Source organism: Nonomuraea sp. NPDC050790 (assembly GCF_044456745.1).
In the GTDB taxonomy this organism is placed as follows: domain Bacteria; phylum Actinomycetota; class Actinomycetes; order Streptosporangiales; family Streptosporangiaceae; genus Nonomuraea.
This window is the reverse complement of record NZ_JBITGF010000001.1, coordinates 1115863-1134966: the sequence shown is the minus strand read 5'-3', so window position 1 is coordinate 1134966 and position 19104 is coordinate 1115863. Positions and strand designations below refer to the sequence as shown.

Genomic DNA, 19104 nt, shown 5'->3' with positions numbered 1-19104 from the left:
CCTATCCGGTCGTGCCGGGCTTTCCGGTGATGGACCGCTGGTAGACCTCCGCGAAGGTGGGAGTGTCCTTGATCAGCTCGTCGGCGAACGCGGCGACGTCGGGGCCGATGAGCTCCATGACCCCCTTGCCCGCCGCCACGCCCTCCTCGAAGAAGTCGACGATCCCGGGCAGCAGCGGCCCGTCGGTCAGGGCGATCGGCCCGACCTTGAACAGATATTTCTGGATCTCGCCGTAGACGATCTGGTAGTCCGGCGGGAGCGCCTTGACCCGCGCCATGTGCGCCCGCCACTGCTTCTTGCCTTCGATGATGTCCTGGATGCCCACGTCAGCCTCCCAGCCGGCCCAGTTTCCTTGCCACGTTCCTGTTCAACTGCTCACGCCACTTGTCGCGGAAGTTTCTGGCGCCTTCCTCGCCGGCCAGCGCCGCGCAGAAGCCCTGGATGTCGTCACCCAGCACGTCGTGGATGCTCTGCCCGTCGGCCGCCGTCTCTTCGAGCAGCCCCAGGGCGCCGTCGAGGATCGGCATCAGGTTGCGCCCGGTGAAGTCGGAGTAGCCGAAGATGTGTCCCTTGATCTCCTCATAGGCCGCCCGGAAGTCGGGCGGCAGCACCGCGGCCCTGGCCTCGAACGCCTTCCACTCCCTGTTGAGATCGTTGCCGGTGATGGTGTCCCAGAAGTTCATCTGCCGCCCTCCTTGAGCTTGTCGATCCGCGAGGTGACGTACTCCCACTTCGCCCAGAACCGCGCGAGCTCCTCGCGGCCCGCGTCGTTGAGCGCGTAGAACTTGCGTGGCGGGCCCATCCCGGACGGTCGTTTCGTCACCCGCACGACTCCGTTCTTCTCCAGCCGTAGCAGGATGGTGTATACCGTCCCCTCGACGACGTCGGTGAAGCCGAGTTCGTTCAGCCGGCGCGTGATGGCGTACCCGTAGGTCTCCTCGCCGCCGATGATCTCGAGCACGCAGCCTTCGAGCGTGCCCTTCAGCATCTCCGTCAGGTCGTCCATCGTGGGTCCTCTTCGGTCCTGGTACTTCGTGGCACCAAGTACCGGTACACGGTATCACAGAGTAGTGCGGGCGTTTGACCCTAACGCGGCGTCAGGCGGCATAGTCGGTGCCGTGGAAGAGCACTGGACCGTGGGGCACGTGGCCGGCCTGGCCGGCGTGAGCGTCCGTACCCTGCACCACTACGACGCGATCGGGCTCGTCCGGCCGTCGGCGCGGACCGCGACCGGGTACCGGGCCTACACGGCGGGCGACGTGGAGCGGCTGCGGGAGGTGCTGGCCTACCGGCGGCTCGGCTTCGGCCTGCGCGAGGTCGCCGAACTGGTCGGCGACCCGTCCGTCGACGCCGTCGCCCGTCTGCGCCGGCTGCGCGGCCTGCTGGTGGAACGGCGCGAGCGCACGGACGCCATGGTGGCCGCCATCGACAGGGAACTCCAGGCACGGGCGAAGGGACTGAAGGTGACACCGGAGGAACAACTGGAGATGCTCGGCGCGCGGCTGTACGAGGTGATCGGCGGCGCCTACCCCGCGACCCGCCGGACCGACCCGCGCATCGCCGCGCAGATCTGGGAGGCGCTGGGAGAGGCGCGGACGGTGCTGAACGTCGGGGCGGGCACCGGCTCCTACGAACCCGCCGGCCGCGAGGTGACCGCGGTGGAGCCGTCGGCGGTCATGCGGGGGCAGCGGCCCGCCGGCGCGGCGCCGTGCGTGGCCGCCGCCGCGGAGAGCCTGCCGTTCGACGACGGGTCCTTCGACGTCGCGATGGCCGTGTCCACCGTCCACCACTGGGCCGACCCGATGGCCGGGCTGCGCGAGATGCGGCGCGTGGCCCGCCGCGTGGTGGTGCTCACCTTCGACACCGACGAGCCCGGCTGGCAGGACCGGTTCTGGCTCACCCGCGACTACCTGCCCGAGTTCGGGTCGGTCCTCGCCGGGTTCCCCTCGCTCACGCGGATGGCCGGGGCGATCGGCGCCCGGGCCGAGCCGGTGCCCATCCCGTGGGACTGCGCCGACGGCCTGTTCGAGGCGTACTGGCGCCGGCCCGAGGCGTACCTGGAGGAGCACGTGCGCCGGGCGATGTCGGTGTGGACCAGGGTCGGGGCGAGGGCCGAGCGGCGGGCGGTGCGCGAGCTGGCCGGCGACCTCGGCTCCGGCCGGTGGGCCGAGCGCAACGGCGGCCTCACCGGCCTCGACGCGACCGACCTCGGCCTGCGCCTGCTCGTGGCCTGAGCGCTCAGCCGATCCGCTCGTACCCGCCGCCGGAGTCGGCCGCCTTGGTGCCGCCGGAGAACTTCACATACGCCCCGGCCGGGACCGCGTGGTAGACGGGCACGGTGTGCAGCGGGGTGATCTCCTCGTTCTTCACCACGCCCGCGTCCTTCACGTCCACGGCCGACCAGACCATGCTGCGCGTGCCGACGTTCCTGGTCTTGAACGTCACGGCGCAGGCGTTGCGCTTGGCGGCGTTGTAGAGCAGGTAGGCGGTGCCGCCGTCGAAGCCGGCCTGACGCAGGACCTTGTAGCCGGGGCCGCAGACGACGGCCGGCGTCTCGGGCGCGCGATGCGTGGCGGCGATCTCAGACGCACGGTACGTGCCGGTGGTCCCGGACGCGCGGTACGAGGCGGTGGTTTCCTGCGCGCGGTGCGTGGCGGTGGTCTCGGCCATCGCCTGGTGCGTGGCGGTGGCCGAGGCGGAGACCACCGCCACGCCGAACATGGCCGCGGCGGCCGCCCTGATCGTCGTCTTCGCGAGCCTCATGATCCTCTTCTCCGGGTTCGGCGGGTGACGCCCGGGTATTCTCGCGACGCCCGGTGCCCGGTGTCTTCAGCGCTGAGCGCAGGATCTCTTGGCGATCAGCGCAGGGCGCGCGTCAGCCGCCGGCGAGGTCGCGGTAGGTGTCGCGGACGACCAGCAGCCGCTCACGCCGGAACCGGGGCGGCTCGGCCGCCCGCACCTCGCGCCCCCGCACCGACCAGAACGCCGCCGCGGGCACCTCGTCCTGCCCCTCGGGGATGAACTTGAGCACCTCCTCCACCGCCGCGCACGCCAAGGACAGCGCCCGCCCGGCGGCGCGCGGGTCGTCGGGGACGTTGCCCGCGGTGAGGTCGGCCAGCCACAGCCACTCCCCCGCGTCGAGCAACTCGGACGGCTCCCGCCCGCCGAAGGCCGGCCACCGGTCCGGCATCGTCTCGCGCCGGGGCAGCGAGAACAGCCGCTCACGCGCCACGCCGCACTCACCGCAGACACCCGCGTAACGCTTGACCAGCGCGCCCTCGACGCTGATCACGCCGCTGTCCCACTCCGTCTCCGCCGAGCCGCACGCGCAGGGGTTCAGGTCGAGGTACACCAGAGCTTCGTCGCGGGTACGCGCGACCGGCCGATCCGTCATGCGCGCAACCTACAGGCGACACTAGGGTGTCGCCATGCGGGCGCCGACCTTGTTCGAGAAGCGGCTCCAGGAGGCGCACGAGCGCGGTGACCTGACCGCGTCCCTCACGCTCCTGCGGCACGCCGACTTCGCCTGCCCCGTCACCGAGGCCGCCGCCCGGGGCGAGGAGCCGGTCGCCTGGCCGACGGCCGCGGGGGCCGATCGCACGTGGCTGACGGTGTTCACCTCGGAGGCGGCCATGCGGGAGGCCACCGGCGAGGCCGTCCGGCACTTCCGGATCCTGTCGCTGGTCGAGCTCGCGGCGGGCTGGCCCGATCCGCACTGGGGGCTGGCGGTCAATCCCGGGCTCCAGCCGTCGTTCCTGCTGGAGGCGGGGACGGTGGCGCGGCTGGCCGTACCCACGCTTGAGCAGGACCTGGCGGCCGAGCCGGACAGCGGCCCGCCGATCGTGCAGAAGCCGCTGACGGTGGCGCAGCTCCAGGAGCTGCTCGCCGCCGAGCATCCGCGGATCTCGGGCTACTGCCATCACGCCCTCGACGTCGCGCACATCGCCACCCCGTCCGTGCTCGCCGACGCGCTGCTGGCGGAGGACGCGCTCACCGCGGAGGGCGCGGTCAACCTGCTGCGCTGGCCCGCGATCGGCCTCGCGCTCTATCGCACACCGTACGGCGGCGCCGACGAACGGGCCCGCGCCGCGGTCGCCGGTTGGGTGGTCGAGGAACCGCCGTTCACCGGCATGGGCCTGGTCCCGAACGCGAGCCAGACCATCAGGGAGTACAAGATCGACGCGGTCGGCCTGCCCCACGGCGCCGAGATCGTGGAACTGGCCGCCGACGGCCGGGAGCGCACCCACGCGCGCTACGACGCCGACCAGGGCCGATGGCTGTTCGTGGCGGACGCGTGAGCGAGGCGTACCGCGCGCGCTGGGCCGGCGCCGACCACGAGGCCGCGCCGGACCTCGTCTCCGGCGCGCTGTGGATGCGCCTGTACGCCCCGGCCCCCGCCGAAGGTTTCGACCAGGTACGGCCAGGCCGCTTCGTGCGTGCCGTCCCGGCGGCGGAGTGCTCGGCGATCTGGCACGTGACGACCGTCTGCGAATGGCGGGGCGCGCCGTTCCTGGTGCACGCGGAGCGGGAGTCCGAGCTGCTCGTCGAGTACACCGGCGGGGACGCGCGACATGCCGCGGCGCTCGGCCTGGAGCGGGTCGAACGCGGTGTCTACCGCGCCTGGGTGGCCCGCGAGGAGGTGTCCGCGCTCGGCGAGAAGGCGGTGGAAGTTCTCTTTCCGGCCAGATGATGTTGTGGTTATATTCACCCCAGTTAGGGGGTGGGCCCTTGATCGAGAACGCCGACGACTCACGGACGGCCTTCCTGCGCACGCAGCGCGAGGCGCTCGACCTCAACGCCCGGGCGCGAGCCGTCCAGGTCACCGAGAAGTCCGCCGACGGGCTCGTCTGCGCCACGGTGGGCGTGCGCGGCGAGCTGGTCAGGCTGGATCTCGACCCCCGCATCTTCCGCCGTCCCGACGCCACGGGCCTGGCCGACACGATCACCGACACCGTCCGGCGGGCCTGCGCCAAGGCCGTGGACGAGCTGGAAAGGCTCTTCGAGCCGGTGGTGCCACCCGAGCAGTTCCGCGCGCACCTGGACGGCGACCTGGAGACCGTACTCGACCAGCTTTCCGGCCCGCCGCCAGGGGAGAGACGACGCCGATGAGCGCCGACGAGCACGCGGACGTGCGCATCCGCGAACCGATCAACCTGAGCCTGAACCAGTGGGACGCCATGGCCGGCGACCTGAGCGCCGCCTGGCCGGCCGTCGCCGCGCGGATCAGGGAGCTGAACGCCGCCAACCCCCAGGGAGACGGCCCGGACGGCAGGTCCTTCGACACCCGGTACATGGCCGGCGGCGGCCCGGAGAGGTTCCTGCGCGACACCGAAGAGCTGATCAAGGAGATCTCCGGCTCGGGACCGCTGCTGCGCGCGACGGTCGCCAACACGCTCAACGCCGAGCAGGCGGTCGAGCTGGGCCTCCAGAACGCCTACCGCCAGGCATGATGGCCGGCAGGGGCGATGTCGGCGACGCGCGCAAACCGCCGGGCGGCACCGGCGCGTTCGACGGCGGGATCGCCACCAAGGACGTGGAGCCCGTCTGGCAGACCGACGCGCTGCCCGGCTGGGTGGTCCACCACCTGATTCCGCTGCTCACCGGGGGCCAGAGCTGGCCCCAGGGCAGCGAGAGCCGCCTGTGGGAGCTGCGCGTCGAGTACGTCAAGCTGATGAACCTGCTCATCGGCACGCTCGACCCGACCGCCGACACGGTGGAGACCCTGAGCGGGAGCCTCCAGTCCCCCGCCAAGCCGGCCATCTTCAAACGGCTCGCCAAGCTGTACGACGACAAGGCCGGCGTGGTCGCCAAGGCCCAGGAGTCCTTCTCCTACGCCAAGATGGTCGACAACTTCGCCCGCGAGACCCAGTACACCAAGCTCTCGATCAACATCGCCTTCTGGATCGCGGTGACCGCCGCGTTCGTCGCGCTGGTCGCCGCGGGCTTCTTCCCGCTGTCCAGGCTCCTGCTGCGCAGCGTGGGCGCGGCGGGCGCGGCCAGAATCGCCCTGATCATGGAACGGCTGGCGCTCGCGGCGGCCAGATCCGGCACGGTCGCCAGAAGCGGCCAGATCACCCGGCTCGCCGGAGGCAACCGGTTCTTCAACGCGGCGCTGGCGTTCGAGCTGATCGAGGAGATCTCGGAAGAGGTCTTCATCGACGCCTTCTCCCAGTACCAGCAGATCAAGATGGGCACCCGCGACACCTGGGACTGGAAGAAGCTCAAGGCGGCGGCGATCGGTGCGGGAACGGGCGCGGTCGTCGGCACCAAGCTCGGCGGGCCGGTGTCGCGCTTCACCAACGACCTGCCCGGCATCTCGCGGCTGAACAGGAGGGCGGGCGACGATCGGGGCGTCGGAAACGCGTTCCTGCGCTTTCCCGGCCGGGCGTTGAACACGGGCCTGAACAACATGGTCGCCTCGCCCGCGGGCAGCGTCGTGGCCAACTACGTGGTGTACGACCAGTTCGCGCTGCCGGGGGCGGAGGGGTTCTACGGCGGGTTCATGGGCGGGGCGGGCCGCACGAACACCATCAGCCCGTTCAACCCGAGCGTGGCGGGCGCGATCGTGAACCCGCTGACCTCGCTGAGCGGGGTGATGAACGAGGCTCTCGCGGCCCAGCAGCCCATGGGTGGATCGGGTGCGTTGGGCGGGCCCGTCGCTGGTCCGGTCGCGGAGGACGACCCGGGCCGATCGGGTACCTCGCCGCCGGTGGCGCCTCCCCAGCAGGCCGCCGACCTCCCGGGAGCGGCCAGGCGTACGCCGGTGGCCGGTGAACCGGCGCTTCCACAACCCGCCCCGAGAGGGACGAGGGCCACGTCGGACGTCACCCAGGACACACCCCCGCCGAACCGCCCCCAGCCCGGCAACACCTCCAAGGCGCACCCGAACCTGCCCGACGAGGCGCACCCCGACCTGCCCGCTCCCCCAAAACCCGACGTCCAAGGGCAGCGAGAGCCCGACGTCCCGAACCAGCGGAAGCCCGAGGCCCCGGACCAGCCGCGCGACGACCTGCCGCCGCTGGCTGAGCCCCCCACGCCCCCGACGGACCAGGCCCCGGCCGAACCTTCCGACCGGCCACAACCACCCAGCAGGCCGGAACCGGTGAACCTCCCCGAGGCAACGCCGAACGCCCCCGAACCGACACCCTCGCAGGCGGCCATCCCTGAGCCTGCCGGCGCCCCCGACCCAGCCCTTTCACCGCCCTCCGCCCCCGAACCGACCGCCACCCCCGACACCGGATCCGCGGCAGAAACGGTGACCACCACCACCGGCGCGGTACCACAGCAGGACGCCCAGCCCACTCCGCCTCCGCCCACAGCCGCCCCGTCCGCCAATCCCGCACCGGGCCTGGTCACCCGGCTGCTCGCGAGCATCCACCCCGATCAGGTAAGCGGCCGCCCCCACAGGGACAGCGATTTCGTCGCCGACGGCCGCCAAGCCGGCGTGCCCGACCTCACGGTGGCGGAGGCCAGGGCGGCGTTCGAGGCCGCCGTACTCGCCGAGGACCTCGGCGAAACGGTCACCCGCCTCCGCTGGACCACCCAGAACACCCTGGTGGTCGAACGGCGCGGCCTGCCCGCCCAGACGTTCGTCTTCGAGGTGGCCCACGTGTCCGGCGGCCGGCTGGGCCGTACCACGCTGGGCGAGAACAACGTCAACCAGGTACGGCTGGCCCCGCGCGTGGCCCCCGCCCAGGTGGCCAGACTGGTCCTACACGAGATCGCCGACACCCTGCAGGCCAGAAGCCGCCCCCGCCAGAACCTGCTCCGCCGCCTGATCACCCTGCCCGGCGGCCGGGACGAGTGCCTGACGGCACGCCTGCGCGAGGAGGCGTTCCTGACCCGCCGCATCGCCGCGGTGAGCGGCCCCGAACGCGAAGCTCTAACGCTGGAACGGGACGTCCTGCGTACGGTCCTGGAATCCCACGGCCACCGCCCCCCACCCGCAACCCCGAATGCTGCCCCGGAGCCTGTCCCACGATCGATGGCCGACCTGCTTGGCCGCATGCGCGAGCACAACGCCGCCATCGACATGGCCGTGCTGGATCTCGAGCGGGCTCTGGCACAGCAGATCGACCGTCTCCTGCAGACCGAGATGGACCTGCGGGTACAAACCATGGCGACGGTGGTCGACCGGAGCATCCATGATCGGCTCACGGCGGTCTCCGAGACGAGGGCGGCGTACGAGCTAGCCCAGGCAAGGATGTACACCGCGGACGCTCCCGGCACCACGGTCACCGCGTTCGCCCGCGCCCTGCACGTGGCTACCCGGCTCCACCAGCAGTACGAGCAGCAGGCGAACATGGTCGTCCCGGTTCCCGCGCTGCCCGGCACCCCACCGGGACCGGACCTGCTCCGCGCACACGTCACCGCGCTGCGCGCCGCCGCCACCGCGCTGACCGGCTCAGCCCCGCCTTCACCGGGCCCGGACACTGCCCGGCACACCGCGGCCGCCTCGGCGGAGAGTGCCGCCGAGGTTTACAAGTCGCTCCTCGATCAGATGGAGCAGGGGCAGACGCCTCACCCCCGCGTCGTGCCGCCGGACGTGCTCGTCTCCCAGTTGCTCCGGCTGGGGTCCACGTACGAGCAGCACTACCGTCTGGTCGCGGAGCAGGAGCGCACGGCGAGCGCCCGCGGCGCCCAGCGGCTCCATGAGATACACGCCGCCCTGCTCAGGGAGGTCTCCGATCGTCATGACGCCGCCGTGTCGCTGCACTCGACCCTCGCGGGGTTCCACGACGTCGTCGACGCCCAGCGCGCGGCCGTGCGCGCCTACAACGAGGCGGCGGGCCGGGCCTACGAACTCGCGGCGGACGCTCTACTCAAGAGCGACCTGGACGGCGTGCGCCGGTGGCGGACCACCGCAACGGATCTTGGCCGGCTCGGCGCGCGGCATGAGGCGGCCGAACTACTGGCGATCGCCGCTCGCGACGCTCACCAGGACCTTGCCAGCCTTCTGACCGAAATGATCGCGGGAGCCGCGATCGACCACGTTCGGTTGCACGCCTGTGCCGAGGCGGCCGCCACAGCGCTCGACCGGTACCAGGAGGCGATCGCCGAACTCCCGCCGGCGACACCGCCCGCTCTGCTGGGCCTGCCCGAACCCTCCGGCCAGACCGGCGAGCCGGACACCCCGCTGGCTCAGCTCTGGAACGACATCCGGGACACAGCCGCAGCCCTGGAGACGGCCTGGCAGCACAACGCCGAACTCGGCCTCCGCCACCGGCACGACGCCATGACCTCGCGGGAAGAGGCGTTCTACTCCTGGAACCAGGCGGTTCGAGACGGCCAGGCCCTGGACGACGGCGCGCCCGGACGGACACGCCAGGCGGAGGCGACCGCCCGGACGGCGACATCCACCGCCGAATACCACACCCAGGCCGCCAGGAGGTACGAAGCCGCCGCCAGCGCCGCCGCCAGCGCGCTGCAGGCTGCCGAGACCGTGCTGACCGCCCTGAACACGACCAACAGTCCGGGCAATCTCAGAACGTCGCAGGTCGAGTCCGCGCTGCGGGAACTGTCCGCCAGGTCGGCCGCGTACGAGACGGCCCATGAGGCGACGCTGCCGTCGCCGCTCGCCCTGATGGGAACCCACGCGGCGGGCCCGATCGCCAACCTTGTCAAACTCACCGAGCTGGTGAACGAGATGCTCGCGCAGCAGGGAGATTCCGCCCGGTTCAGCCAGGAGGACCTGCGATACGCCATCCGCGAGGGCTTTCGCAACGCGGTCTCGCCGGACGGCGTGCTCGTACGCCTGAACACCGCCTCAGGCGTGCGACTGCGGATCCGCCTAGCACTGGACGACCTCACGGAAGTGGCACGTCCGGACGTCGAACACTCCGAGACGATCCTCGCCCACATTCAGCAGGGCGGCGGCCATGCGGCCCGCACCAACCGTCAGTCCCGTGGAGGCGGCTTCGACAAGAACCTGGCGCCCCTCCTCAGGCTCGTCCTGCTACTGGCCCGTTCGAACCAGCAAGCCCAGGAGATCGCCGCGTACGCCGTCCTGGGAGCCCGGTTCGGCTGGGGAGATGTTCGTTCCCTCTCCGCCTCCGCGCAGGACAACTGGCTCGGCGGGAACGTCGACGACCACCGCGGCAAATCCGCCTTGTTCAAGGCCAGAGCGGGCTGGGAGGTGGAACTGCGCACGAACTCCGGCGAGCCCGTGACGCGCACGCTGACCCCCGATAAGGACACCGCGCCACAGAGCCTGTGGATCCCGTTCTCCTACCTCGTCGATCCGCCCAAGGACCGCATTCAGCTTCCCGAGGCGGATAGACAGCGCGGCCCGTTCCCCGAACACGTCGTCAGCGGCATGACCGGCCTGAAAACCTTGGCCGAACAGGTGACAGACCAACTCGGTGACCTGAGACTCAGCCCGGTCGCCCGCGACCAGATCGTCACGACGATCACCGAGGATCTGCCCGCCTATCTGAGTGAGGCCGTCAACAATCCATCGGGCCTGCGCCGGACGATCACCGTCGACGGCCGGGCCCGAGCGGTGGTGACGGTGCGGAGCACTGTGCGTCCCGGTGCCACACTCGTCGGCGGCTCTACCGACCAGCATCTTCAGGAGCGACTGCGCAACGTCTCCTCCCACGCGGTCCGGCGACGGTCCGACAACGACCACTTTGGTGGCGGGGTGAACGTGGGTGCCACCGCCAACCCGAAGGACACCGGCGAGATAGGCCAAGCCGGGATCGACCAGGACAACGAGTTCACGCCGCAGCTCACCTACGGCCTCGCCGGTGACCGGGTGGCTTCGGCGACCATCGGCACGAGCACCGTGAGCATGCGCGCGAGCGTGCAGAAATGGGTGGGACACACTCAGAGCTACGTGCTGGGCGTCACTCACACGGTGACGATCCAGATGGACGGCGGGCCTCCGATCACCGTCGCCGCCGGCGGCGCCGGGCTGTTCCGCATCCCTGAGGCGGACGCCTACCGCTACGGGCTGCCCGTCTCCGCCGCGGCGGAGACCGGGCGAAACGTGGACGGGAGCATCCAGTTCAGAGGGGATCCCGTCAAGGTCGACCCACCGGGAAGGACGGGCACGCTGCCCACCTGGTACGGCGATGGCCCGGGCCGGACACGTGGCGCGGGCCCGGCACTGGTTCAGCAGGTCACCGGCATGGACCAGGTCCGTGCCCGGGTCGAGGAGTATCTGCGCGATCAGGGAGTGCTGCCCAAACTCGAGAACGGTGTCCCCGTCTACTCGGGAGTGGAGTGGGTGAGAGCGGGCCAGATGGCCAACGAGCAACTGGTCGCCGAGCAGTTCTCCGCCGAACGCCTGGAGACGGGCTACGACCAGGCCGCCCAGGAGGGCCTGTTCATCAACCTCGTCCACCATCGGGAGGCCCTCGCGGCCGAGCACTACACCCTGCACATCAGGCTGGAGCAGAACGTCGACGGCTCCGTCTACGAGGGCGTGACGAGCGCGGAACGGATGACGAACCTCGACATCGGCTCCGACACGCGCACCTCGGCTCACGCCCGGAGCACGTCACGCAGATGGGGGCTTCAGGCCGAGGCCGGATTCAAGGACCATCCCGGCCTCGATGTCGGCGGCGCCAACGCCGCGTTCAGCCGCGCCACGATCGGTACCGGGGAGACCGCGACGGGCAGCACCGTCAACCAGGTCAAACTCATGGAGGGCAACGGGCAGACCGCGGTCTTCCGCATCCCGCACACCATCCGGGTCGAGCGGCTGATCGGGCCGAACCTCGCGCACACCGTGGTCGAAGGTGAGGTCGGCGACGCGCGGATCCTGCTCCCCGCCGATCTGCTTCCCTTCGCGCCGTCGAAGGATGGACACCCCCGGCCGGCGGGTCCGCCTCATCAGACCTCGCCGGAGGCGCTGCGGCTGGCCACGATCGCCCATCTCGACGTCGGTGACGTGGCGACGGCCGCCGCGCGACAGCTCGCCAAACCGCTCGACCGTGACTCACCGCAATTCCAGCATCTGACGGCCTTCTTCAACGTACGCGCCCTGATGAGCCACCCCGAGGTGTTCTCCACCGGCCACCGCACCGCGGTCGACACCCAGTCGGCGCTCGCCCGGAACAGGCGTCAACCGGTCTCGCTCGACCTCACACCGGGCGAGTCCCGATTCCTTTCCGTCACCGACATGGTCGTCGGGAACATCAACCTCACGCTCGGCTTCCAGGCCGGCGTCACCCGCCGGTCCAGGCCGCGAAGCGTCGACGTGGGCACCGGGGTGCCACTGCCCGGCGATCGGAGCACAGCCGGAGGCGCCGCCGTGTCCTGGGGGCGCGCGACGGCACACGAGCAGAAGATCATCGCCGGCCCTGAACGGTTGAACATCGACACCGGCAAGCAGTACGTCTTCGCCATGAACGTCACCCCGAACCTGACCGTGGGCTCCGGGATCGACGAGAGGACGCACAGTCTGGACGACGGCACCGTCGTCTACCTGATCGCCGAACGTGACGCGCTCGACCTGTACGCGCGCGAAGAGGTGAGCCTGCCGCTTCACCAGGTGGCCGACGCGGCGGAACGGCTGCTCAACGGCGATCTGCGGCTCAGTCGCCAGGTCGCGATCAGGTTCATGGCTCGCTACCTCCGCCAGGACCTGGACGAGGCAAGGGCGAACCACCCGTCGGGCGTAGCGGGCCTGACCACCGTGCCCGGCGTCCCGCTGAGCTGGGGGCACACCACCCGCGGCGCGCTCGCTACGCTCCTCGGGCTGTTCCCCGAGTACAGGCTGGCCGAGTTCATGCCGCCGGGGATCTCACCGGGCCGGAGGGGCGAGTCCGCCGCCGACACCATCGAGCGCATGCTGGGCGACCCGGCGTTCCACGCCGCCATCCTGGACAAGCTGCTGGCGAGCGCCGAGCGGCAGGCGACCGGCCGGGTTGCCGCCCAACTCGCGCCGACGTACCAGTACGCCATCGGCATGAGCACCGTCAAGGGCGTCAGGCTCCATCCGACCGGGGATCCGGACACCGAGGTGGAGCTGCTGGAGCAGATCAGGCTTGCAGTGAACGACGTGGCTCCGGGCGCGCTCAACCGCGACACCAGTCTCTGGCGGGCGCTCACGACCGACTTCTCCGGGGAGTCGTGGCTCGGGAAGATCGACAACATGCTCGACCCCGACTCTCCCAGCGGTGACTACACCTTCATGGCCCAGGGCGCGATGGAGGAGGAGACGCTGGAGATCACCGTGCGGGCCGAGCTTGACGACGAGGCACAGTATCGGGGCGAGGTCTACGACCACGTACAGATCCTCCAGCTCTACACCATGCTCGAGACGAACGTCTCGGAGACGTCCGCGTTGACGGGTTCCCCCAGCTCCAAGGAAACGGAAGGCACCGAGACGGGTGCCGTGTCCACCGACCGCGCGCACACCAGCACGGGCGCGAGCAACCTCCAGCAGACGCGGATGCAGCGAGTGGCGGCCTCCGACGGGGTCTTGGCCGAGGTCCGGCAGGGCATCCGGCTCTCCATCGAGGTACGCAGGGGGTCCGCGACCCATCCGGTCGGCCCGGACCCGGTCGCCCGTAGGCAGGTGTTCGGCACGATCGACCGGCTCATCCCACCGGGCATGGCCTCGCCCGAGAACGCCGCCCCAGCGCCGCGGCCTGCCGTACCCGATCCCCGGCCCATCCCCGTACCCGAGAACTTCGTCGTCGAGAGCACGCGTGTGAGCGGACTCGCCAGAACCGTCGAGCAACGGCTGCTGGCCGAACTGGGTGTCAGGCTCTCCCCTCGTGACTCGAAGGCGCTCACCCGGCTCCTGTCGGGCAATTTCAGGAACGCGCTCCTCGAACGCATGACCGCCGCGGACGGGCACCTGGTGCTCGAGGTGCCATACTCGGCGGACAAGGTGCTACGCCTCCACGTCGGAGCTGTGCTGTCCGAACCCCTGGTGATCGCTCAGGGCCTGGCGAGAGTCGAAATCGGGCAGATCGACCGCAGGCAGTTGGTCACCTCAGCGAGCGCGGACCGGACCCGGATGTTGCCGGCCGGGATCTCCGGAAGAAGCACCGAGGAGAACAACTGGTTTCCCTACGAGGAGATGCGCCGGTTGATGGCCCCCCTGCTCAACAAGGTCACGTTCGGCTGGACGGCGGGCTACCAGGACCAGGCCAGCGACGGGTCGTCGGTAAGCGGCGGCAACCGGGACGAGCTCACCATCTCGGAGAAGGCCGCCGGCAGCTCGGTCCGCTTCCGGGTCGACTACAACGTGCGCTTCGAGATCTGGTCGAAGGCGGGCACCGCTCCGGAGCTGACGCGCGACATCCCGGCAGAGCACGTCGCGACGGGTCACGCCGACATGATCCTCTTCGACCACGTCATGGCAGCACTCACGCGGCAGGCGGAAGTCCCGTCGGAGGCCGTCCCCCTCGCCGGGCGACCGGCGCCCGGGCCGCCGAGAGCCCTGTCCGATCTCCACCAGGACGTCCACGACCATCGCCTGCTGGCCGCCGCCCTCGCCGGGCTACCCGGTCCCGTGCACCTCGACGCCGACCGGCCGGCCGTGCCGTACCAGCAACTCAGGCTCGTGCAGCTCGCCGCCCGCGAGCTCAACACGGACATCTGGGTCACCATCCATCCCCCTTACGGCCCGCCCCTCACCTACCTCGCCACGCCTGACGGCCGGCTGGGAACGCTGGAGGACGATGGGGACTTCGGGCGGCGCCTGGCCGGCCTGCCGTCACCGCTCATCACGCTGGCGGAGCAGCACGGGATCGATCTGCGGGCGCTGCACGAACGGACTAGGGGGGACACGGACAAGAGCCTCGCCGAGCGCCTGAGGCAGGAATTGAACCGGCGCGCCATCCTCCAGCCCGTGCCACCGCCGCCGGCCTGGCCGTCCGCGACCTCTCCGGGCGACGCGGAGGAGAACGGTGTCACCCATGGCGCGCCGATCCCCGGCTCCCGGTTCGTCGCCGACGGCCGGCCGGACGATGACGGCGCCCTCACCGTCGACGAGGCCAGGGAGTCGTTCAAGCAAGTGAAGCTGGCGGACTTCGACGGCGCCAGTGACGTGTGGCGGGTGAGCTGGCGCAGCGGCGACGTCATCACGCTGGAGTCCGACAGGTTCGGGCGGCTGCACTTCCGGGTCCAGACGGGTCCGGTCCCGGACGGCTACCTCGGCCAGACGACCGTGACAGACGTCGACGGCTCGCTGGAAAATCCTCATGTGATGACGCTCGCCCCCGGCGTCGCACGTGACCAGGTGGCCAGGCTCGTCCTCCATGAGATCAGCGACATCCTGCAGCACAAGGCCCGCGAGGACGGCCACGCGCAGGCCGTCGCCGCGGGCGAGGTCAGCGACGCCTGCCTCAGCGCGCGCCGCAACGAGCTGCTGTTCCTCCAGCGCAGACTGAGTGAGGCCGCCGAGACCGGTGACACCGACGCCCAGATCGCGCTGCTGGACGAGATCGAAGCCGTGGAGCGGGACATCGAAGCACGCACCGGCGCCCCACCCAGCCGGGCCACCATCGACAGTTTGATCAACTTTGACCTGCGCGGCGAGTTCGAGGCGATGGGCATCGAGGGCGATCCACAGCCGCTAGGGCAGAACACCTTCAAGGTCAGGCTGAGGGACGGATCCTCCGCCATGCTCCTCGAGTTCCCCGCGAGGGAGGAGCGCCAACTGCACCTGCAGATCACCGAACTCGGCAGACGCCTCGGCCTGGACTTCCCGGCCCCCTCACCGGCCGGTGAGCGCCACATCCTGGTTCCCTGGGTGGAGGTGGCCGAAAACCCCGTTCCGCAGCCGAGGCATCTGACCACACCGCAGGCGGTACTTGTCGGCTACTTCCATGCCCTGGTCGGCTTCCATCCCGGGGAAGGCGATCTCGTCGTCGACACGCGCGGCCGGCTGGTTCCGCTCCTCCCGCCGTTCCAGCCCGGCCAGGACCCTGGCGACAGTTCACTGACGCGGCTCTTCCACCGGGACGGCCAGTGGTCGTCCAACCCGTTGTCGCCTTCCGACGTCGCGGCGCTCGCGGAGATCCTCGATCGCGCCAGAGCCCGGTTCACCCAACCGGGAGAGCTCATCGTCCTCGACGAGATCATGACCAGACACCAGCAGATCACCGCGAACGCGATCGGCCCCGAAAACGTCCTGGACGCCCAGCCTGATCGGTCCTTGCCCTTCGCCGACCCCGGGGAGCTCGACTTCATGGACGCCGGGCGACGCAGCCTGCTTGCGGGCGGCCCCGTACCTGCTGATAACCCGATGCGGCTCCTGAGCAACGTCGCCGACGGCATCGTGATCGCCGAACGGCGACACCGCCAGGGACACGTCGTCACGTTCCCCGACGGCTCGGAAGCACTCCGGCTCACACCCGGGCCCGTAACCCGGTCCTTCCTGCGGGAGGCCTGGCTAAGGCAGGCCATGGGGCTGCCCGGCCCCGCGTTCCATCAGGATTTCGACGGTGTCGTCCATCGCTCGATAGGCAGCGACCTCCTGCGCCAGAGCCTGGCCGCCGGCGTCAGGGACACCAGGAGCGCACCGGCACTCTCCCTCACCGCCGACGTCGTGATCTTCAATAACGAGGTCTGGGCCCTGCGTCACGTGTTCGACACCGCCGAGGAAGCGGACGGCTACGAGGCGCTGCTCGACCTTCGCCATGCGGCCAGGGACGACGAGCCCGGCTACTATCGCGCCGGCCCGACGGTCATCTATGAGCACAGGCTCAACGCCCCCGTGTCCGGCGACGAAGCACGACGGGCCCTGGCCGCCCGCGCGCTGCACATCTACCTCACCCGCGACGAGAACGATGTCTACGAGGCGATGGCCGACAACCTGTTCCTGCGAACGTTCGTCGACGGGGGCTCGACGCTGTACTCCGAGGACATCGGCTGGCTCGATGGGCAGTTGGAAAACCTGCGGATGGAGTTCACGTTCGCCGGACTCGAGCACGCACTCGACCGCATCAGGGCCAGGCTTCTAGAGCTGTCGATGATCGACGCCCAGGTCCCGGTGCCTCTGCCACGCGAGGACGCCGCTTCGCCCGGCTACTCGCCCGTCCAGCAGGCCGCGCCCGCTCCCCTGACCGACGATGAGCTGGCCGGGATTCCCGAGCGTGGTGAGGGCCATGTGACCGCGTGGGTGCCGGCGGACCTGGTCCCTCCCGAAACCGGCCCGGGACACGAGCTGTCCTTCGGCACCGTTGTCGAGGGAGTGGAGAACGCGCGCATCCTGGGCGATCGCCCCCACAGCGTACGGTTGACTATTCTGGCCAGTGAGTATGTGCCGGTCAACGGGCCGTGGAGGTCGTCCCACGCGGCGTTCAGGGCAGACGCCCGCTTCAAGGTGCTCGCGGTGCAGACCACGGCCGATGCCGAACGGCACTACTTCATGGTCCAGTTGCCCGCCGCGTCCGCCACGGCCGCCCGCCCCCAGCCGGACCCCGAGCTGAGCTCCGAACTCCCGGCTCTCGAGGGGTTCCTGCGGCCCACCGAGGCAGGGGTCCGGCTGCACAGCGACGGGATGAGCGACTCGCCGAACGTCCCGACACGGCCCATCTCCGGGGCGTTCGTGGTGGAGGGCCGGTTCGGCCCTGGAGTGGCTCTGCTCGGCCGGGAACACCTCGGCCCGGAGACGATCGCGCCCCTGCTGCTCTCGGCGCCGGGGTTGCGGCCCGATGATGTGATCATTCTCAGTGGGGCCGATCCCACCGACGACGTCCTCCCACGGGAGCTCGCCACCAGGACGGGGCGCGCAGTGATCGCGCCGAGCGGCCGGGTCGACCTTTCTCCGGCCGGAGATCTCCGGGCCTGGGGCCCTGGCCACCTGCCCGGAGACTTCCGCATCTTCCTGCCTGCCCCGCTCCCGGGTTCCGGTCCTCCCGGCTAGCCGATGCGGCCGGGGACGGTTTCGTCGGTGTCGCCGCCCCAGATGTCGTCGTCCTCGTGGAGCCAGGTGCTGTTCTCCCTGTCCTCCGTCTCACCGGGCTTCGTCCCCGCCCCCGCCATCGGCATGAACGGCATGCCGGTACCCCCGGCGGAGGCGGGCCGGGCGTTGAGCGGGACGCCGGCCGAGCCGGTCATCACGTTGGCGCCGGGGCCGTTTCCCATGGCGGGAAGGGATGAGCTGGTGTTCGGCACGGGGGTGGAGCCGTTGAGGTTCCAGTCGGCCGGGCGTTGGAAGTCCTCCAGGGTGGTCTGCGAGCCGGGCGGGTTCTGGGCGCCGCCGGTGCCGGGCATCCCTGCTCCGGTGCCGGGCAGTCCGGCGGCGTCCGGGAGGGCGCCGTCAGGGTCGACGCCGTCCGGGCCCGTGCCGTCCTCGTTGCCGAGGTCAGGAAGGGTACCGTCGGGGTGGCGGGGGTCGGCGCCGTTCATGTCGGGGAATGTGCCGCTTCCGGGGTAGCGTCCGTCGGCGGTGAGCGCGGAGCCGGGGAGGCCGGAGAGAGCCGGGTCGATGGGCGGGATTGCGCCGACGCCGTCGAGGCCGGGGCTCTGGAGGCCGCCGGTCGGCGCGTTGAGCGCGCCCGGATCGACGCGGTGGTCGCCTGGATCGGCGATCGGCGGCATCTTGGGCATGACAGGCTCGGGAAGTTTGAGGTCGGGCACGACCCTGTGGATGCTGACCGGCAACTGGTCGTAGACCTTGCGCAGGTCGTCGTTGAGCAGCCGCAGGTGCTGGCCGGCCAGTTCGTCCGCCGAGCCCCACTCGGTCCCCTTGTTCATCGTCTCGTACCAGCCGGGAATGCTGTCGTCCCAGGTCGAGCCGTTGTCGCTCCACGCCTCGGACTTGTTCTCCACGAACTCCCGGTGATCCTGCAGCCGCCGGCCCAGTTCCTCCAGCGGCCGGCCCACCGCCGTGAACTTCGCCGCCAGTTCGCGGATGGTGGCGTGCAGGGTACGCAGCGACTGCTGCGACTCCACCGACGAGGGGCCCTCCCACACCTTGGCCATCGCGATCGACCCCGACACCAGGGCCTCGTTCATGGAGGTGAGCCGGTCGGCGGCGGCCAGGTAGGACGACGCGGCCCGTTGGATGAGCCCCGGATCGAGGGACATGATGAAGAACTTGATCCCCGCCACGCTCCGGCCGTCGTCGTTGACGGAGAACGGGGCTCCCGCGCCGGGGCGGATCGGGTGGTCGGCGCTCAGGTCCGTAGCCAT

12 protein-coding genes are annotated in these 19104 nt (G+C 70.6%); 6 read left to right on the top strand and 6 right to left on the bottom strand.

The window, feature by feature from the left end:
• Nucleotide 1: 1 nt before the first annotated feature.
• From ACIBEJ_RS05055 to ACIBEJ_RS05045, 3 genes are read right to left on the bottom strand one after another with little or no spacing between them, the layout of a single operon-like run.
• Nucleotides 2–325 carry a DUF1048 domain-containing protein gene (locus tag ACIBEJ_RS05055; protein ID WP_397181292.1) on the bottom strand — a complete coding sequence of 108 codons (324 nt, stop codon included), beginning with the start codon at nucleotides 323–325 and terminating at the stop codon, nucleotides 2–4.
• Nucleotide 326: 1 nt separating this feature from the next.
• Nucleotides 327–683, bottom strand: a complete 357-nt coding sequence (locus ACIBEJ_RS05050) for a DUF1048 domain-containing protein (protein WP_397181291.1) — start codon at nucleotides 681–683, stop codon at nucleotides 327–329.
• Nucleotides 680–1006: a PadR family transcriptional regulator gene (locus ACIBEJ_RS05045; protein ID WP_397181290.1), complete on the bottom strand. Its 327-nt coding sequence runs from the start codon at nucleotides 1004–1006 to the stop codon at nucleotides 680–682. The genes ACIBEJ_RS05050 and ACIBEJ_RS05045 overlap by 4 nt, the downstream gene beginning before the upstream one ends.
• 112 nt (nucleotides 1007–1118) lie before the next feature.
• Between ACIBEJ_RS05045 and ACIBEJ_RS05040 the strand changes: the two genes are divergently transcribed.
• A complete protein-coding gene (locus ACIBEJ_RS05040; RefSeq protein WP_397181289.1) occupies nucleotides 1119–2234 on the top strand; it encodes a MerR family transcriptional regulator in 1116 nt (371 codons plus the stop codon).
• A gap of 4 nt (nucleotides 2235–2238) precedes the next feature.
• Here ACIBEJ_RS05040 and ACIBEJ_RS05035 read toward each other — a convergent pair whose 3' ends face one another.
• Both ACIBEJ_RS05035 and ACIBEJ_RS05030 read right to left on the bottom strand, forming a co-directional pair.
• Nucleotides 2239–2763, bottom strand: coding sequence for a hypothetical protein (locus tag ACIBEJ_RS05035; protein ID WP_397181288.1), 525 nt, complete (start codon nucleotides 2761–2763; stop codon nucleotides 2239–2241).
• A 112-nt stretch (nucleotides 2764–2875) separates the two neighbouring features.
• The gene (locus ACIBEJ_RS05030; protein ID WP_397181287.1) at nucleotides 2876–3394 is read right to left on the bottom strand and encodes a hypothetical protein; all 519 of its coding nucleotides are present in this window, start codon (nucleotides 3392–3394) and stop codon (nucleotides 2876–2878) included.
• 34 nt (nucleotides 3395–3428) lie between these two features.
• On the opposite strand from ACIBEJ_RS05030, the gene ACIBEJ_RS05025 reads away from it, so the two are divergent.
• From ACIBEJ_RS05025 to ACIBEJ_RS05005, 5 genes are read left to right on the top strand one after another with little or no spacing between them, the layout of a single operon-like run.
• Nucleotides 3429–4298: an SseB family protein gene (locus tag ACIBEJ_RS05025; protein WP_397181286.1), complete on the top strand. Its 870-nt coding sequence runs from the start codon at nucleotides 3429–3431 to the stop codon at nucleotides 4296–4298.
• Nucleotides 4295–4690 (top strand): hypothetical protein, encoded by a 396-nt coding sequence (locus ACIBEJ_RS05020; RefSeq protein ID WP_397181285.1) that lies wholly within the window; start codon nucleotides 4295–4297, stop codon nucleotides 4688–4690. Before ACIBEJ_RS05025 ends, ACIBEJ_RS05020 begins: the two co-directional genes overlap by 4 nt.
• Before the next feature lie 38 nt (nucleotides 4691–4728).
• Nucleotides 4729–5109, top strand: coding sequence for a YbaB/EbfC family nucleoid-associated protein (locus tag ACIBEJ_RS05015; protein WP_397181284.1), 381 nt, complete (start codon nucleotides 4729–4731; stop codon nucleotides 5107–5109).
• Nucleotides 5106–5450: a hypothetical protein gene (locus ACIBEJ_RS05010; RefSeq protein WP_397181283.1), complete on the top strand. Its 345-nt coding sequence runs from the start codon at nucleotides 5106–5108 to the stop codon at nucleotides 5448–5450. The genes ACIBEJ_RS05015 and ACIBEJ_RS05010 overlap by 4 nt, the downstream gene beginning before the upstream one ends.
• Complete coding sequence (locus tag ACIBEJ_RS05005; protein ID WP_397181282.1) at nucleotides 5447–17833, top strand: hypothetical protein; 12387 nt, start codon at nucleotides 5447–5449, stop codon at nucleotides 17831–17833. The genes ACIBEJ_RS05010 and ACIBEJ_RS05005 overlap by 4 nt, the downstream gene beginning before the upstream one ends.
• Here ACIBEJ_RS05005 and ACIBEJ_RS05000 read toward each other — a convergent pair.
• Complete coding sequence (locus ACIBEJ_RS05000; protein ID WP_397181281.1) at nucleotides 17830–19104, bottom strand: WXG100 family type VII secretion target; 1275 nt, start codon at nucleotides 19102–19104, stop codon at nucleotides 17830–17832. The two genes, ACIBEJ_RS05005 and ACIBEJ_RS05000, sit on opposite strands and share 4 nt — an antisense overlap.

What these genes read in the sequence shown, in the direction of transcription:
- ACIBEJ_RS05030 (WP_397181287.1), bottom strand. Translation starts at nt 3,394, where the DNA reads ATGACGGATCGGCCGGTCGCGCGTACCCGCGACGAAGCTCTGGTGTAC.
- ACIBEJ_RS05035 (WP_397181288.1), bottom strand. Translation starts at nt 2,763, where the DNA reads ATGAGGCTCGCGAAGACGACGATCAGGGCGGCCGCCGCGGCCATGTTC.
- ACIBEJ_RS05050 (WP_397181291.1), bottom strand. Translation starts at nt 683, where the DNA reads ATGAACTTCTGGGACACCATCACCGGCAACGATCTCAACAGGGAGTGG.
- ACIBEJ_RS05025 (WP_397181286.1), top strand. Translation starts at nt 3,429, where the DNA reads ATGCGGGCGCCGACCTTGTTCGAGAAGCGGCTCCAGGAGGCGCACGAG.
- ACIBEJ_RS05000 (WP_397181281.1), bottom strand. Translation starts at nt 19,104, where the DNA reads ATGGCTACGGACCTGAGCGCCGACCACCCGATCCGCCCCGGCGCGGGA.
- ACIBEJ_RS05005 (WP_397181282.1), top strand. Translation starts at nt 5,447, where the DNA reads ATGATGGCCGGCAGGGGCGATGTCGGCGACGCGCGCAAACCGCCGGGC.
- ACIBEJ_RS05010 (WP_397181283.1), top strand. Translation starts at nt 5,106, where the DNA reads ATGAGCGCCGACGAGCACGCGGACGTGCGCATCCGCGAACCGATCAAC.
- ACIBEJ_RS05045 (WP_397181290.1), bottom strand. Translation starts at nt 1,006, where the DNA reads ATGGACGACCTGACGGAGATGCTGAAGGGCACGCTCGAAGGCTGCGTG.